Below are 16,281 nucleotides of genomic sequence, written 5' to 3'. Positions count from 1 at the left end.
GCGGAGGGCAGGCCCCATGCCTTTGACGTAGCGGGTGACATTGTCGATGCTGATCCGAATGAGGTGGTCGCGCATTTCCTGCGCCTAGCCCTCTCCGTCGGGAAGCTGCACCACGAACGGTAGTCGGGTGCGGGGTCCATGGCTTAGGCGCCGAGGCTGAGGACGGACTAGCCGGGGGACGAACCTTGGACCCAGGGCTGAGGCGCTGGATGGCGGGCGAATACTGGCCGTCGCGTGCCGGTTCCCCGTAGCGACCGGTCTATAGGAACTGCCGTGCGGGGCCAACGTGGTGTGTAGGACGGTCATGATGACAGCTCAATAAACCGCGTCATGACGCGATTACATAAGCCACAAGGCCGATCACCAATGCGGTGATCGTGGTGAAAATCGTGGCTACCAGAGCTGATTTCCGGTGTATCGCAAAGAGCGGAATCAAGCCGGCTCCATCATGGCTCAGGAGGTACGTGATCAAAACGGGCAACGATATGGCGCCGGTGGTGAAAAGGCCGGCGACCACCACCTCCAGTCCACATGACGGGAGGAGTCCGATCAATGCGGCGAGAACGACGCCGCCGACTCCATTGAGCCCTACCGCACCAATTTCCAACCCCGCTACCTCCGTGACGATTGCCCAGGCCCCGTAGGTCATCGCGACCCAGAGAATGATCCTCGAGGCCTCAACGGATATATGACGGAGATTCCGGACGACGGAGATTCCGTTGGCCGTTAGGCAATGGCACTGCCGCTTGCCGAGTATGGCGATCACGATCGCTGAGAGCGTTCCCGCGACACCTGTAATCGTGTACGGATTTAGTGGTCCAAAAGTTTCTTCAAAGCCTTCCTCTGATACAACGTTCATCTCGACTGGGATCTTCATCACGAGCCCGAGGACAACTGCACACCAAAACACCGCGCTGACAACGCCCAATCGTGAAAGACGACGATTGCCCATGTATGAGATGTGCGGCGAGGAATCGAGGCCTGCCGATCCCGAGGGAGAAGATGGCGGGGACAGCACTTCGCGAAAGCCTTCAGGCGAGAGCCGCCCGGAACGGGAGAAATCCTGGGTCATGTACTCGGCCGTCAGCGACTGACTGGGTACGAGGATCTGGGTTGCCATACGGCGGCCCTTCCCGGATTGGGCTCGTGGATCGTAGCCCCAAAAATCGACCGCAAGACCCAACGCGCTGCCAACCGCGAAGAACAGCAGCTTCAGGACGACGGCGAGCCCGAAGTTGGCGGTGAGTAGGATCCATGACGAATCACCCATCGTCGACACGAGCGCTGCGACGACGGAGCCAAAGGACACCCCGCTTCGGCCGTACATTGACACGACTGCAATGACCCCGCTGCATCCAGGCGGGAGGGAGAGAACCGCGGCGAAGATCGGACCGGTCCGGCGAAACTTCGAGGCTATGCGCGCAACTGATGACGCCCAGCGGTATTGCAAACAGCTGAACACGGCGAGCATAGTCGCCACGAAGACGCCGACTTCCATGAATGAATCGACGAGTGAACCAACCGCAGCTTCAACCATCGTTGATTGCTACCTTTCGTATGTACTCTGCCCGAACTGACGAAACTGCAGGGCATGCAGTACTCCCGTGACTCGGTCGGCGCCTGAAATTCATTCAGCATGCACATATTTGGAGTCCGTAGTGTCTGGGATCACAATCTACCGGTACGCCCGCCCGATCGCAACCAAATAGCCTAAATGGGCGCCCCATTGCTCCTGATACTCAATGCCTCCGCATGATTGGTCAGGATGGGGATGCCGCCCTTACCTCTCAAATCCCCCCGGAATAAACCGAGACGTGGCCCTGGAGAAAGCCTTCTACCTTCGCAGGACGTCGTCGTCCGGAGCCATTACGAAGAGGCAGCGATAGGCCTTGGAGGTTGGTCTCCCTGTCCTAAACGGAAAGGTCAGAAGACGGCCAGCGGTTTGACGGTTTGACCACCGATCCCGTAGAAACCTTTGTCCTATTGGGGGCGCAGACGAAGAGGAACCCGTTGGTTCCGAGCCCCCACAGGCTTCCGGTTTTCTGATGAAAGAGGTGAACATCGCCCCGTAGAAGCCCCCATCTCCAGGACGCGGGCCAGCTCGACGACTTTGCCGTCACGAACCGGATTGATCGCGTCGAGCCTTCTTTCCGAGCTCGCTCGCTGCCCGAGCCAAACACATCATCTGCGCCGTAACCAGAGGGCCATCGTTGGTCCGTCGCCGAGGTGTTGGCGTTGAACCGGCCCTCAGCTGGGGGAAGGCCGTTGCTCGCTACCATCGGAGGTGTAGCAGGCGTCTTGTTTGCTTTTGGTTCCCTCGAGATCGTTGCCTCATTGGAACAGGTCGTAGATCAGGCTGTGCCAAAGGCGGGGTGACTCTACTTGCAACGCACGACGCTTTGCAACCTTTTGAGGAAAGGTCGGGACTACGCGCCCCCGTGGTTTCACCCTTTCAGCACGCTGAAAAAAGTGCCAACAAGCTTCCAGGCCGAACCATCGTTCCGCCGACTTGTTGAAATTTGGAGGCAGATTTGGTTGGCGGGAGGCACTCAAATGGTGTACCAATGACTTGTGGCTACAGCAACAAGCAGTCACTCCACGGACCGACCCGGAACATGCGACGGCCGTTGCTCACCTGATCAAGATCAAGAGGTGAGCCTGTAACAGCTGAAGTAGGCCAATATGTCCTTTCCCGAGGCCGCCTCTTCCGCGTAGCAATGCCGGCTTCCACCGGGGGCGTACGTGTTCTGAACGGATGACGCCGTGAGGAACACAGCCTCATACAGTCTTGGCAACAGAACTCCCACCCACCTGCATCTCTTCCTAAATGTCCCCCAGGAGCCGGCACCAGTAGTTCATTAAATAAGGAAAATGACACGCTCCTGAACGGACTTCAATCCGCTCCGAGACATCGGCGCCTTTGAGCGGGGCGAGGCATCAATGATGCGAACTGGCCAAGGAATACAAGTGAGTTGGTGGGTGGATCCATACGTCTTGCCTGGTCCAACTGATGGGCAAGCCGAAGTCCTTCGTTCCTGCAACCGATTCGCAGCTCCGAAGATCATTCAGGTGATAACCGACACTTCCGCGACAAGGCTGAGGCGACATTCCACTCAAAACGGTGCACCATCAGCCGATCGGTACATTCTCAGGCATATTTCCGCAGCTTTGACTCGTAGCCGGTCGCACCTTCAACCAATGACTGGCATGTAACGTGCGGAACACTTACTAGCACAGAAAAGGCGGTAACAATGAAAGAGTCAAATCAAACTGAAAGTACCATGACTTTCGAATCGAGTCATGCACCATCCCGAAGTAGTGACGATATACATCAGATGACCCGTGGTTCGCTCACGATGGCCTGGCAGGGAATGAGCGGGACGCTCTTCTGGGTTTACACAGGGGCCGTTTTGGCTGTGGCCTATGGGACGATGGACGCTCTGATTGGCTTGGTTTTAGCCGCGGCTTTCTACAGCATTGTCACAGCTGTCGTTTCGCGATATGCCATCGCCAATAGGACTACCGTCGCGGAGTTCTCCCGAACCATTCTTGGCGTCAAAGGCGCGATAATAACATCAATCATATTTGGTCTGGTTGCGATATACTATGCCCTCTTTGAGGGACAAATTGTCGCCTACGCCTTCCAAGCTACCTTCGGTGGCGAAACGTGGGTGTGGAATTTGGTAGTAGTGCTCTATTCGACGCCCCTCGTACTCGGTGGCGCCCGTAGGTTCATGGACAAAATCAATGGCTGGCTAATGCCGATATACTTTCTAGGGCTGATCGGTGCTGTGGTTTGGGCAGGTGCGGTCTACGGTTTTGGAGATGCGTGGATGCACCACACTGCTGCAAAACCCCTTATTTTCGCTGCAGGTGGACCGGGGTGGCTAGCGACTTTTGCCGGCTATCTTGGGGCTTTCGTCATCGTGATGTACGCAATGGATTTTGCCGCACTCGCTAAGCGCAAGGATTCCAAGTTCCACTTGGCCGTTAACTTTGGGCCGTTCTTCTATTTCTTCGGATTTGGCTTTAATGCCATTATTGGCATTCTGCTCACGTTCCTGATCCCGGGAACACAGGCCTCTGGTATCGGTGTTGCCGGCGGCATCATGAGCCTCATGGGGGTTCTGGGGCTAGTTGTATTGTTTGCCACCCAGACGCGTCCTAATGCGATTAACTATTATGTGGCAGCAGCGAATCTGCAGGCGTTTGGAAATAGGGTTTTCCGAGCGAATCTGCCTAATACTTTCTGGGTGGTCACTTCTGCAGTGCTCATCTACTTATTGATGACGCTTCCGGTTATTCAGTATGTGTTGTTGGCACTGTCTTGGCAGGGTGTGCTTTGTGCTGCGTGGGTCTCTATTGCCGTGACGCATGTTCTTCTGCTCAGAGGGAAGAATGAGGAGTGGGGCGGTATCCCCGATAGCCGCTATCGCCAGATAAATGCTTCTGGACTGATAGCGTGGTCAATCTCAACCCTGATTGGCGTTCTTGCGTTGCAGATCGGGGTCTTCATTCCTGAACTAGGACATCTTAGCTCAACGTGGAGCCCTATCTTTACTGCCGTATCTGCGGCGGCAATTTACGCTTTGTTGTGGAACTCCCCCTTAAAAAGGACAGGCCTCATCAACGAAGACACGGATTCCTTGGTAGTTTCAGTACGCTGACGTGTTCGAGTGCAGGGGACCCGGGCAGACGAAGCGGGTCCCCTTCACTGCGTCGCCGAAGCACCGTCTTCGTGTGACAAAACGGGGCATGGCAAGCGGCGGTGCGTTGAGCCGTGGATGAGTAGAATCCGGCCGCACCAGGGGCCCGGCCGAACTGTTGCCGCTGGGCGGCGAAGTGCACGGCCGCTTCATATCATGCGGTGGCGTGCCCAACGGCCGACCGACCAGGTAACCCCAAAGCTAGTGGCGAAAAGCATACGGGCGGTGTCCTTGAAGGAATTGGCGCCGGCAAGTTGGTTCTCCAGCTGGGTGTGAGCCTGCCAGGTTGGGCGCAGGCACATCTTGCCCTCAAACACACTTGCCGTATAACTCCGAAAATCCTGGGGACCAGTTAGCCGTGGACCGCCATCTTCAGCATGCGCAGACCACGGTGATGCCACCAATTTAGCGCCCGGAAGTGGGCACGGCCGTTGTTTCCAAGTCGACAAAGTCGGGCCCGTGGGTGGGTTGGGTTCGGTAAGTGCGAAGGCCCCGCAGTCATCGCCCCGGGATAGTGCCGTCAACCAGCGTTGTTCTGCTCATCCGACCCACACATGGCGGTGGAGCGCAGGGCCAGGCCGCCCTGCGCCTCAACTACGGCGCCTATGGACCTGCACCTCAACTACGGTGGCTAGGGAACCGTCACCGCGGCTGATTTCCATGTCACTACTAGGCCAGCGGCCATCTTGGACATCAGGGCAAAACCTTCCACCGCTATGCCGTCACGAAGCCACTCAAGTTCGCCCACGCGCTTGAGCAAGTGCAGCGTATTCTGCCCGCTCCCAGTATCCGTTTGTCACCGGGAGCTCCTCTGCCTGGACGATTTTACGCGCGGATCCCGGTAGCCGAGGCCTTCGGGCCTGGAGTGCCTTTAGGACAGAGGCCGGATCTGGGTCAAGGGCTTGGGTAAGACAATATATGGGTTCGATGGTTCCGGCGGGAAAGCCTTCCGGTGTCTCTGGTGATAACTGCTGGGAAGAGGGCGCCGAGATTGTCAGTTATCACTGATAAGAAGCCGGCGACAGCAGGAGGGTGAACCACAAGGATGCCCCGGCCGCGGAATTCGGCCAGCCTGGCCAGGAAAACGACCCAGCCCTGGTTATGCGCGCCGCGCCAGACTGCGGCTCCCAGTCAAGGTCCGCAAGATTATCCCGCTGATCCAGGTTCTCCCATGCCACCGGACTTCGCGCCCCGACAACATCGTTCAGTACGTGGGTGATCTCGTCTCGTGGGTTGGTCACACCGGCAAGGTCACCAACGATGAACAAAGCCGCCCCAGCGGAACCGATCGTCTGTCGTTGATGCCGATCACACCCGGCCGCGTCCGCCGGCGATAGCGTGTGTCTCAGGACGAGTGCCGTTGGTGACGTCCACGATGGCCACCAGCTCGCCTGGGATGGATGTCCCGCGGGTCTCGTATGCACGCTTTGCGTTGCAGGAACGTTTGAGCGGGACCTCGGCTTACGGGTGGACCTCGCCCGAAGAATTCCGGGGGTCGCTTGCGGCCGTAAACGCAGGCAGGAAAGGCGCGAAAACTTGGTATCCGTCGTCACGGAAAATCATCTGCCTCAAGTAGGGCCCTTCCGCTGAAATCCACAGAATTGAATCGTCCGGCGTTACAGCCTCCACCATTCCTTCCCGGATCAGTTCCCAGCCTCTCCAAATCTCCACACGCTGCCCGAGTGCACGTTGCCATTGTGGCTGTAGGTGAAGGTCCATAGTTTGCTCCTAAATACAGGCAGTGGGATTTGGACAGCTGTCGTGCGGACGGGCTGTGAACCGCCATGTGGATGATGTGATTAGTTGATGACCGGGCGGACATCCGGCACCCACGCTGAGATGGGCAGTTGAAGAAGTTACGGTTTGAGGGAGCACTGCCCGGGGCCGATGTAAGCGCTCAGCGATGGGCATGAACGTGGGGGCGTCGAAGCCCAGGAGGTGGGAGGTGAGCGCGGCGGGGTAGTCGAGGTTGGGCTTAATGGCCTTTGCCTCGTCCATGGCCTACTCGAGACCATCGCGGCCTTCATTGTAGGAACACGGGAGTCACCGTGCTTGTAGACGCAGTGTCCAAACCCATGACTTTTTTCGTTTTGCGCCAGGCGTCTTCCATCCAGGCCTTGGCTCCTGCCGCCGCCTCTTTTAGCGATTCATCGCTGCGGATGCCGATCTCGTCAAACGTGCGCATGACAGCCTCATTGGCTCCGCCCTGCAGGGGACCTTTGAGGGCTCCGCTGGCGGCTGTCACGGCCGAGTGCAGGTCCGAGAGGGTTGAGCTCACAACCCGGGCGGGGAAGGTGAGGCGTTGAACGGTGCTCTGCGTAAGAGTCATGGAGGCGTTGAAGCTTCGACGACCTCTTCCACGGGATTTTCGCCGAAGGTCATCCACAGGGAGTTGGCCGAATATCCGAGGTCGTCGTGGGGTTCCACTGGGTCCTGGCCGCGCCGGTGGCGCTGATCGTACGCCATGGCTGCCGGCATCGCTCCCCACAGATCGATGGCCTTGTTCATGTTGGCCGGGGGCGGAGTCCTCAGCCCAAGGGTGCCGCGCTCCGAGCACGGAAGCCACGGTGCGGCAGACGCCCATGGGATGGGCGTCGGTGGGCAACACGTCCATGATGGTTCTGAGGACCGGGTCGGGCGCGCGGCCGACCCTTTCGCGGGCCGTGAAACGGGCAAGCTGATCCTGAGTGGGCAGTTCGCCGTTCCAGAGGAGGTAGGCGTCTTCTTCAAAGCTGCACTTGGCGGCGAGCTCTTGGAGCGGGTACCCGCGGTACAGCAGCGAATTGGTTTCCGCGTTGACAGAGACGGCGGTGTCGTCCACTACGACGCCGGCGAGGCCCTTTTTGATCTCGGCGTCACTCATGTTGAGCTCCTTCAATGCAGTTCTTGGAGCGGTGGACGCCGGGGTTCTGGAAGTTGAAGATTCCGGAGTCGCATTTGTTGTAAGCCTCGTAGTCCAAGAGGTCGTAAAGGCGGGCCCGTGTGAGCATCTCAGGCACGCGTACCTGCTGCGTTCCCAGGCTCTTAAGCGTGTCCAGAATTCTTTCGGTGGCCCCCATGGCACTACGGAGCAGAGTCACTGGATAAATCGCCATGTTCACGCCAACACGTTGGAGTTGGTCCACCGTGAAGAGGTCGCTCTTGCCGAATTCGGTCATGTTGGCAAGAATCGGCACGTCCACGGCGTCGCGGATGGCACGGAACTCCTGCAAATCACGCATCGCCTCCGGAAGTATCGCATCGGCGCCGGCTTCGACCAAGGCTTTGGCCCGGTCCTTTGCGGCACGGAGTCCTTCCATGGCGCGGATGTCGGTGCGGGCGATGATGAGGAAATTCGGGTCTCGCCTTGCATCCACGGCGGCGTGGATGCGTTTGGTGGCGGTGTCCAGGTCCACGACGTTTTTGCCGTCGAGGTGGCCGGAGCGCTTGGGGTTGAATTGGTCCTCGATGTGGCAACCGGCGAGCCCGGCGTTTTCGAGTTCCTGCACGCTGCGGGCCACGTTCATGGGTTCGCCGAAGCCGGTGTCTGCATCCACGATGCAGGGCAGATCGGTCATGCGCGCGATCTGCCCTGCCCGGGTGGCCACCTCAGTGAGGGTGGTCAGACCGATGTCCGGCAGGCCGAGGTCGTTGGCCAGGACGGCGCCGGAGATGTAGACACCGGCGAAGCCCTTTTTTTGGATCAGCCGGGCGGAGAGCGGGTTGAACGCCCCGGGGAACTGCTGGATGGTGCCAGAAGCCAGCAGTTCGCGAAAGCGCAGCCGCTTCTGTTCCGGGGTGGTTTTGGAGTACAGCATTCAGAACAGCCCCTTGGGTGCAGCATTACGGTGGGTGACACTGGGCTCCACGGTGACGCGGTGCCGGTTCAGCTCGCCTCCCGCCAGTTCCGGGAGACGTCTGATGGCGGCGGGGAATGGTGCAATTTCATCCTTCGCTACCGGCCCGCCGACCAGCATTCGGAACTTGTTTATGCACTGCTCTGGAGTGACCGGGCGGGCGTAAAGCGGGGCCACCACGGCGATTGAGACGTGCTGCTGCTCGCGGGGGATGTTTCCCCCGGCTCTTGTATATGGGGACATCGTGTTCCGTACCATGTCGCTCCTTCTGGGCGGAGGTTCTGACAGCTTTGACGTGAGAAAGTCTGCAGTGCAGGGGACGTAGGCTGGGCCAAGGCTGAGGGCACCGGCCGCCATCGGCCCGAGAACTTGGTGTTCCTGCTGCGCAGTCAGGCGTTCCGTTGCTTCTGCGACCATTTGCGCTGATCCATCCGCCAGGGCCGTATCAGGGAGACTCCTCTTGTCCTCAGTGAGCAATGATCGGAGAAGAATCCCGAGGCGGCTGGCCTTTCCAACGACTTGTTTCGACCAAGAAAACACCGTTCTCGAAGACGCTCAGCAGGCCCACTGCAGCTTCCAACGAGTCCATACGCGGGAGGACCCGCATGGCAGAGGTGTTCATAATTTACGGCTGGTTCCGACATTGCTTGTTCTCCTCTCTGGAATGCAGCGTGGTCTCGCACCCACCTGTGGGCAACCCTGCGCGCGAACCGTACGTGGCGTGCGTCACAACATTTGTACACCAAGACCAACCATAAGACAAACCAATACGCTATCGAGGATCCAACCTAAAGTGCCCCCTGCGGTGTCGAGCTCCCGTAGGCCTCGCTTCCCAGTTTTCCAGAGCATGCCGCTCCGCGCCCACTGAGACCCTTGACGCCGGGCAGGGAGCGAGCTACCTTTACTACAACCGTTTACGACCATTTGCTCCTTATTTCGACCATTCGAGAGGGAAAATCATGACTCGGGAAGAGGCTTACACCAAGTGTCCTCCGGACGCGTATGTCGAGTTTTACGGCGGCCGGTGGCTCGTCGTTCCGTTTGCACTGGTCGAACAACCACAGTTCTTCGTTTGCTCGCCGAAGAGCATCGGGGACCGCCAAAATGCCCGCCGAGGCCAGTGAATCCTCCGCTTCCTTGATCAATCCTTGAAGCGACAAGCGACTGAGAGATACAGAAGCTACGGGTTACGTACGTACCGCATCTGTGAGCTCCTCCAAAACGGAAAATCGGCCAAGCGAAGGACCAGCGGCTTGTAAATGCAGGCGCCCAGTAAAGAAGACCTGTCCGAGCCAAGACGGCGCTGGGAAGTCCAGCACCGGAACCAGAACCCCGGAACGGCCCGGGTGCTAAGAAGGAGACAAAGATGACTGCAGCATTTGAGCCCAACCAGCAGACGCCCGAGCAGCAGGCCGCCGCTCTGGCAGTTGAGTGGGCTGCCAACCCGCGTTGGGAAGGTGTGACCCGGGACTACTCAGCCGCCGACGTCGTCCGTCTCCGTGGCCGGGTCTCCGAAGAGCACACCCTTGCCAAGCGCGGCTCCGAGAAGCTGTGGAAGCAGCTCACCGAGGAGCACAAGACCGGCGGCTACACCAACGCACTTGGTGCCCTGACCGGCAACCAGGCCGTGCAGCAGGTCAAGGCGGGCCTGCGCGCCATATACCTCTCCGGCTGGCAGGTCGCCGCCGACGCCAACAACTCCGGCCACACCTACCCGGACCAGTCCCTCTACCCGGCCAACTCCGTTCCCACCGTGGTCCGCCGCATCAACAACGCCCTCCTCCGCGCCGACCAGATCGAGTTCTCCGAGGGCATCCAGACCGTTGAGGACTGGCTGGTCCCGATCGTCGCCGACGCAGAAGCCGGCTTCGGCGGACCGCTGAACGCCTACGAGCTGATGAAGTCCATGATCCAGGCCGGCGCCTCAGGTGTTCACTGGGAGGACCAGCTCGCTTCGGAGAAGAAGTGCGGCCACCTCGGCGGCAAGGTCCTCATCCCCACCCAGCAGCACGTCCGCACCCTGAACGCGGCCCGCCTCGCCGCCGACGTCGCCGGCACCCCCTCCGTCGTCATCGCCCGCACCGACGCCGAGGCAGCAACCCTGATCACCTCGGACGTGGACGAGCGGGACCAGGAGTTCATCACCGGCGAACGCACTCCGGAAGGCTTCTACAAGGTCCGCAACGGCATCGAACCCTGCATCGCCCGCGCCAAGGCCTACGCGCCGTACTCGGACCTGATCTGGATGGAGACCGGCACCCCGGACCTGGAGCTGGCCCGCAAGTTCGCCGAAGCCGTCAAGGCCGACTTCCCGGACCAGATGCTCTCCTACAACTGCTCGCCGTCGTTCAACTGGCGCAAGCACCTGGACGACGCCACCATCGCCAAGTTCCAGCGCGAACTCGGTGCCATGGGCTTCACGTTCCAGTTCATCACCCTGGCCGGATTCCACGCCCTGAACTACTCGATGTTCGACCTCGCCCACGGTTACGCCCGCGAAGGCATGAGCGCCTACGTCGAACTCCAGGAAAAGGAATTCGCCTCCGAGTCCCGCGGCTACACCGCAACCAAGCACCAGCGCGAAGTCGGCACCGGCTATTTCGACGACATCTCCACTGCGCTCAACCCGAACGCATCCACCCTGGCTCTCGTGGGATCCACAGAAGAAGGCCAGTTCCACTAACGCTTTTGCCCATGTAAGTAGCAGTAAGTGTCGTTTTGGAGACTCAAAACGACACTTACTGCTCCCAGTTGGGCCTGTATTAGGAGCAATTGAAATGAATACCCTCACTGACAGCTCTACGATCAATGGCATTACTTTGACCGCTCAACCTATTTGCCGGCAGGACGAGGTTCTTACTCCGGATGCTTTGGAGTTTGTGGCTAAGCTGCACCGGGCCACTGCCGAGCGTCGGCAGGAGCTGTTGCAGGCCCGGCGCGATCGGCGGGCCGAAATCTCGGCCGGTGCCGATCCCCGGTTCCTGCGGGAGACGGAGGAGATCCGGAATGATCCGTCCTGGCGTGTGGCTCCCCCGGCACCTGGTCTGGAGGACCGGCGCGTGGAAATCACCGGCCCGGTGGATCAGAAGATGACCATCAACGCCCTGAACTCCGGCGCCAAGGTCTGGCTTGCGGACATGGAGGACTCCTCCACGCCCACCTGGCGCAACGTCATCAAGGGCCAGCTCAACCTCACCGACGCCTTGGAGCGCCGGATCGACTTCACCTCCCCTGAGGGCAAGGAATACAAGCTCCGCCCCGCCGGCGACCTGCCCACCATCGTTGTCCGGCCCCGCGGCTGGCACCTGCCCGAGAAGCACATGCTCATCGACGGCCAACCCATCGCCGGCGGCATCGTGGACTTCGGCCTGTACTTCTTCCACAACGCCCGCCGCCTCCTGGCCCAGGGCAAAGGCCCGTACTTCTACCTGCCGAAGATTGAGAACCACCTCGAAGCCCGGCTCTGGAACGACATCTTTATCCAGGCCCAGGACCTGCTCGGCATCCCGCAGGGCACCATCCGCGCCACCGTGCTGATCGAAACCATCACGGCCGCGTTCGAGATGGAAGAAATCCTGTACGAACTGCAGGAGCACGCGTCCGGTCTGAACGCCGGCCGCTGGGACTACATCTTCTCCCTCATCAAGAACTTCCGCACCCGCGGACCCCGCTTCGTCCTGCCGGACCGTGCACAGGTCACCATGACCGCCCCGTTCATGCGGGCCTACACCGAACAGCTGGTGCGCGCGTGCCACAAACGCGGCGCGATGGCCATCGGGGGCATGGCCGCCGCGGTTCCCAACCGCAAGGATGAGGCAGCCAACGCCAACGCCTTCGAGAAGGTCCGCGCCGACAAAACCCGCGAAGCCAACGACGGCTTCGACGGCTCCTGGGTGGCCCATCCCGACTTGGTGGCGGTCTGCCGCGAGGTGTTCGATGGCGTCCTGGCCGGCCGTCCCAACCAGCTGGACCGCCTGCGTGAGGACGTCACCCCCGATGACCACGCCCTCATTGATATTGCATCCCTGCACGGGACCATCACGGAACAAGGTATCCGGAACAACATCGAAGTGGGCATCCGCTACATCGAATCCTGGCTCCGCGGCAACGGCGCCGTCGCCATCCACAACCTCATGGAAGACGCCGCCACCGCCGAAATCTCCCGCTCCCAGCTGTGGCAATGGATCCACTCCCACGCCATCACTGACCACGGCGAAATCATCACCCACCACTGGATCGAGGAACTCCTCGAGGAAGAGTTTGCCCGGCTGGAACGCTTCGACGGCGACCGCTTCGAAGACGCCCGCGACATCTTCGAGGAAGTCACACTCGCCCACGAGTTCCCGTCCTTCCTCACACTGCCCGCCTACTCCCGCTATCTGACGGAGGCCCGTCAAAGTGCCACCGAAGAGGAAATCGCAACCGCCTAGGTTCTGGTCGCACATCAGATCCGGTCCGCCGGGCTGACACCACGCTTCGCAACATGCGCCTTCGAAAGCCGAGGAGAGCCGGCCCGGCGGCGGTCTGTTCCGGTAATGTTCAGGAAAGTTGTGCCCAGGGCCCGACTTCCTCTCTGGGACTTCCCGCTCTGGGAATCTGGACGGCATCCTGCACCTCGGGGAGTCGATGAAGTGACACCAACGTTGAACGGGCTTATACGCTCTCCGAGCGTTGCTGCATCGTGCGAGGACCATGCCGTAGTAGCCGTCCTCGGCGACCCAGTGCTATCACCCCCGAATAGTAGGAGGTTCCCGCCAAAGCCTTTACACGGCCCACGACACTCCGCAAAACATCGGGAACAGTCCCTGCGTGCAATACGACCTCAACACTGTTTACGAGGTGCCACCCGAACTCATCAAAGTCTGTGCCCGCGTCCGTGACATGGCGGAATCCATCATCGCCCCGGTACCCAGGCTGATGCGGACAGTGTCCAGGTCTGCGGTGACATCGACGAACCTGCCGATGGCCTGGGGGTAGACGGAGTAGTCGTTGGATCCCATCCGGACGTAGTAATCCCGTGGGAGCCTGACCCTCGCGGCGAACCCTGTCACCGGCGGAAGCGGCGGCAGTCCCAGCATCCCGCCTTGTCCTGAGGGAGCAGCTCCCGTGGGCCGGGACCAATCCGGCAAACCATCCGGGTGTTGGCTTTGGGCAGCCACTGCGCGAGTTGGGCGTAGAAGTCCTCCGGCGAAGCGAAGGACCGTCCGGGCAGGAACGAGGTTTCCAGGAATTGGTTCGTCCTTTCCACGACTCCTTTGCTCTCCGGGTCGTAGGGCTTCGCGTGCACGATCCTGGTCGCGAGCACGCCGGCGAACGCTGGAACCCCGGCGGCGAAGCTGTTCCGGCGCCCCCTGCCGGTTTCGTTGTCCCGGATCAGCCGCCTCGGAACGGCCCCCAAACCACCGAGGAGTTCCCACATGACGGCCAGCAGATCCCCGCCGGTCATGCGGGACGGCATCATCCGCGCCATGATGAACCGCGAATGCGAGGACACCATGACCAGCACCGGTAGGATCCTTGAGTTTCCGGCCCCGACGGGGATCCGCACCTCCGGGAACCACAGGTCGCACTGGGCCTGGTCGCCGGGTTCGTAACTGATCCGGTCCGCGGGATCCGCTGGTGCATACTCCGGCCGGATCCTGGCCACGTTTTCCCTAGGCCGGCGACCCGGCCCAGCCCACGCGCTCCGCGAGCACCGTGGTGGGCATTCGCGGGTTCTCCGTCAGCAGCGCCCGTATGGCCGGCTCGACCGCTTTGATCCCCGAGTCCCGAAGCGCCCGTACGTACGTCGGCGGACTCTCAGCGCTGACCGCTTCCGTGACCGTGTTCCGGAAATCCCAGCCGTGCCGCTATCGACCTCATCGACTCACCCTTGGCAAGATGCAACCGCCGAATAAGCGCCCTAGCCTCCACTGTGATCACCCACCCAATCGTTTGGAACGGGTGGCTCGGTTTTCGACCGTCACCGACAGTTCGTCCTCTGTTCCGCAGGTTCGGCAGTCGACGTTGAGTCGGATACTTGAGCATCGACGGCATACGGGCTAGTTATCGATGAGGCTGGGCGGGAGCCGCAGCTTCTACGGGGATGCGGTCAGGGCCGTAAAGCCGATAGTTTCCGGGGGCCTGACTAGCCTGAATCCGGTAGGGCGCCGTCAACTCACAACTCAACCTCGCGCTGGAAATCGGCGCCCGCATATGTTCTCTCACCGACCCTCACACCTGCGCCTACATCGAGCGGCGCACCGCGCCAAGGCAGGACACTGGGAAATTGTCCAATGCATCAAGCGCTTCATCGCCTGACAGATCTTCCGCCATTCCGGACACTCGTCGCCTGGCCTGTCGCTTAGAACGGGGTCGTCTACGAATGAAGTCGAAACTGCCTTGACGACGAAAACACGCCCCTGCCTCCCCCAGGCCTGCTAATTAAGGTGCAGGGCGTTGAAGCAAAGGTATGAACATCAGAATCTTCCTGAGCAAACCTCAGGTTGTCTTGACGACCGAGCTTCCTCTGTCGGGTCACTGCCGAGACCTGCTCCACGCGTCGTCCTCGGAAACCTGGTGGACCCGCTTCGTCAAAGTTCCTGACCGGGATGCTGCCCGGGCTCCCGCACCAGGAGGGGATGCAACGAGCGCACCCGCGGCGCCGGTTCGTCGATTGCCGCCCGCCCTTAGCGCTTCGTGCACCGCACCCATAGCCGGCTGGAGATCAACGGCGAAAAGCTCCGCCCTCGCCAGTGATGCCGGTACGGCTACTGCGGCCGCTCATTCCTGGTCCCTTTGGAGATTGCACCTGTACCTGCTCGCGGCCCTGACGGCATGCCCGGGAGTGGCATATCCGAATCTTCGCGAACGCGAAGTCACCCGGGTGCTCCTTCCACGCCAAGTACCGCCTCAGGCCAGGCCATCTTCTCCAACATGGCTTGGCCGCCCGGGATTTCGAGGCCTTCGTCACCGAAGCCCTCGGCGCCTTCGGTGCTGATCGATCCCGTGACTGAGAAATTTGTCGATCAGAAGGAGCTTGCGGAACGGTTGCACGCGCAGGCCAAAGAGCAGTGCGTGCGCATGGTAGGCCCGGGCAGGCTGCTGAAACCATACCCGCTCACTCGGAAGGCCACCTGAGCGCAAGGCGCTCGGGGAAACGGACGAAAAATGTTGCATGCCACAAATGACGCTCCCCGTTCGTGTCAGCAGAGATTGCGGTCCCTGCCATCCCCGGATGTACGTTTCACATGACGCGGTCGCCTCGCAAAACGCTGTGGTCCTGAACGCCATTCAGGACCACAGCGTGGGATTCGTCGCTAAGGACGATCGCCCCTGGAATAAGTATCGGTGACGTCTTCGTTCCCATGGATGACGTAGACGACGTTGCCGTCCCCGTCGAAAACGGGGGCGTTCAAGGCTCGGAACCACCTCTCTTCATAGCCGCCCCCCTGATCCTCGGGACGCGCGATGGGGTAACGTACCGCGCCGGGCAGCCACTCCGCCTTCCGGGTTTCCTTGGCTTGCTCAATACCAGATCGCAGTGCCTCCGTTCCCTTGGCTTCCGGATCGTCGGGGTTGTCGGGGAAGGCCTCGAGGATGTTCTGTCCAATGAGCCCTTCGCGGGTTCGCATGGCCATGGCTAGATAGCCGTTGGTGGCCGCCACAATGCGCCATTCATCGTCCACCACAACGTAATTGACCGGGGCCTGCTCGAAGATTGTCTGGAAGTCGGGTGATAGGGATTCCATTGAAGTTCC

At 60.4% G+C, this 16,281-nt stretch carries 9 protein-coding genes and 2 pseudogenes; 3 read left to right on the top strand and 8 right to left on the bottom strand.

Going from position 1 to position 16,281, the window contains the following annotated elements; translation table 11 throughout:
- Positions 1-328 precede the first annotated feature (328 nt).
- Positions 329-1,537 (bottom strand): putative manganese transporter, encoded by a 1,209-nt coding sequence (locus ABIE00_RS24995; RefSeq protein WP_354263618.1) that lies wholly within the window; start codon positions 1,535-1,537, stop codon positions 329-331.
- A 1,714-nt stretch (positions 1,538-3,251) separates the two neighbouring features.
- Between ABIE00_RS24995 and ABIE00_RS24990 the strand changes: the two genes are divergently transcribed.
- Complete coding sequence (locus ABIE00_RS24990) at positions 3,252-4,667, top strand: purine-cytosine permease family protein (RefSeq protein WP_354263617.1); 1,416 nt, start codon at positions 3,252-3,254, stop codon at positions 4,665-4,667.
- 1,336 nt (positions 4,668-6,003) lie between these two features.
- Here the strand turns inward: ABIE00_RS24990 and ABIE00_RS24985 are convergent.
- The 4 genes and pseudogenes from ABIE00_RS24985 to ABIE00_RS24970 all read right to left on the bottom strand — a co-directional run.
- Positions 6,004-6,104 (bottom strand): annotated as a pseudogene (locus ABIE00_RS24985) (aspartate 1-decarboxylase); the annotation flags it as partial.
- Between the two features lie 330 nt (positions 6,105-6,434).
- Positions 6,435-7,569: pseudogene (locus ABIE00_RS24980) on the bottom strand (citrate/2-methylcitrate synthase).
- Positions 7,562-8,503, bottom strand: coding sequence for a methylisocitrate lyase (gene prpB / locus ABIE00_RS24975; RefSeq protein WP_354263616.1), 942 nt, complete (start codon positions 8,501-8,503; stop codon positions 7,562-7,564). The pseudogene ABIE00_RS24980 and the gene prpB overlap by 8 nt, the downstream one beginning before the upstream one ends.
- Positions 8,504-8,800: a hypothetical protein gene (locus ABIE00_RS24970; protein ID WP_354263615.1), complete on the bottom strand. Its 297-nt coding sequence runs from the start codon at positions 8,798-8,800 to the stop codon at positions 8,504-8,506.
- 1,108 nt (positions 8,801-9,908) lie between these two features.
- On the opposite strand from ABIE00_RS24970, the gene aceA reads away from it, so the two are divergent.
- The gene (gene aceA, locus ABIE00_RS24965) at positions 9,909-11,225 is read left to right on the top strand and encodes an isocitrate lyase (RefSeq protein WP_354263614.1); all 1,317 of its coding nucleotides are present in this window, start codon (positions 9,909-9,911) and stop codon (positions 11,223-11,225) included.
- A gap of 94 nt (positions 11,226-11,319) precedes the next feature.
- Entirely contained in the window at positions 11,320-12,972 is a 1,653-nt protein-coding gene (gene aceB, locus ABIE00_RS24960) for a malate synthase A (protein WP_354263613.1), read from the top strand.
- Positions 12,973-13,374: 402 nt separating this feature from the next.
- Here aceB and ABIE00_RS24955 read toward each other — a convergent pair whose 3' ends face one another.
- The 3 genes from ABIE00_RS24955 to ABIE00_RS24945 all read right to left on the bottom strand — a co-directional run bounded on the left by ABIE00_RS24955 (position 13,375) and on the right by ABIE00_RS24945 (position 16,272).
- Positions 13,375-13,620: a Mu transposase domain-containing protein gene (locus tag ABIE00_RS24955; RefSeq protein ID WP_502914305.1), complete on the bottom strand. Its 246-nt coding sequence runs from the start codon at positions 13,618-13,620 to the stop codon at positions 13,375-13,377.
- The gene (locus ABIE00_RS24950) at positions 13,590-14,189 is read right to left on the bottom strand and encodes a hypothetical protein (protein WP_354263610.1); all 600 of its coding nucleotides are present in this window, start codon (positions 14,187-14,189) and stop codon (positions 13,590-13,592) included. The genes ABIE00_RS24955 and ABIE00_RS24950 overlap by 31 nt, the downstream gene beginning before the upstream one ends.
- 1,651 nt (positions 14,190-15,840) lie before the next feature.
- Positions 15,841-16,272, bottom strand: a complete 432-nt coding sequence (locus tag ABIE00_RS24945; RefSeq protein ID WP_354263609.1) for a PAS domain-containing protein — start codon at positions 16,270-16,272, stop codon at positions 15,841-15,843.
- Between the last annotated feature and the right edge of the window lie 9 nt (positions 16,273-16,281).

The organism is Arthrobacter sp. OAP107, assembly GCF_040546765.1.
In the GTDB taxonomy this organism is placed as follows: Bacteria; Actinomycetota; Actinomycetes; order Actinomycetales; family Micrococcaceae; genus Arthrobacter.
This window is presented reverse-complemented; position numbering and strand designations above follow the sequence as displayed.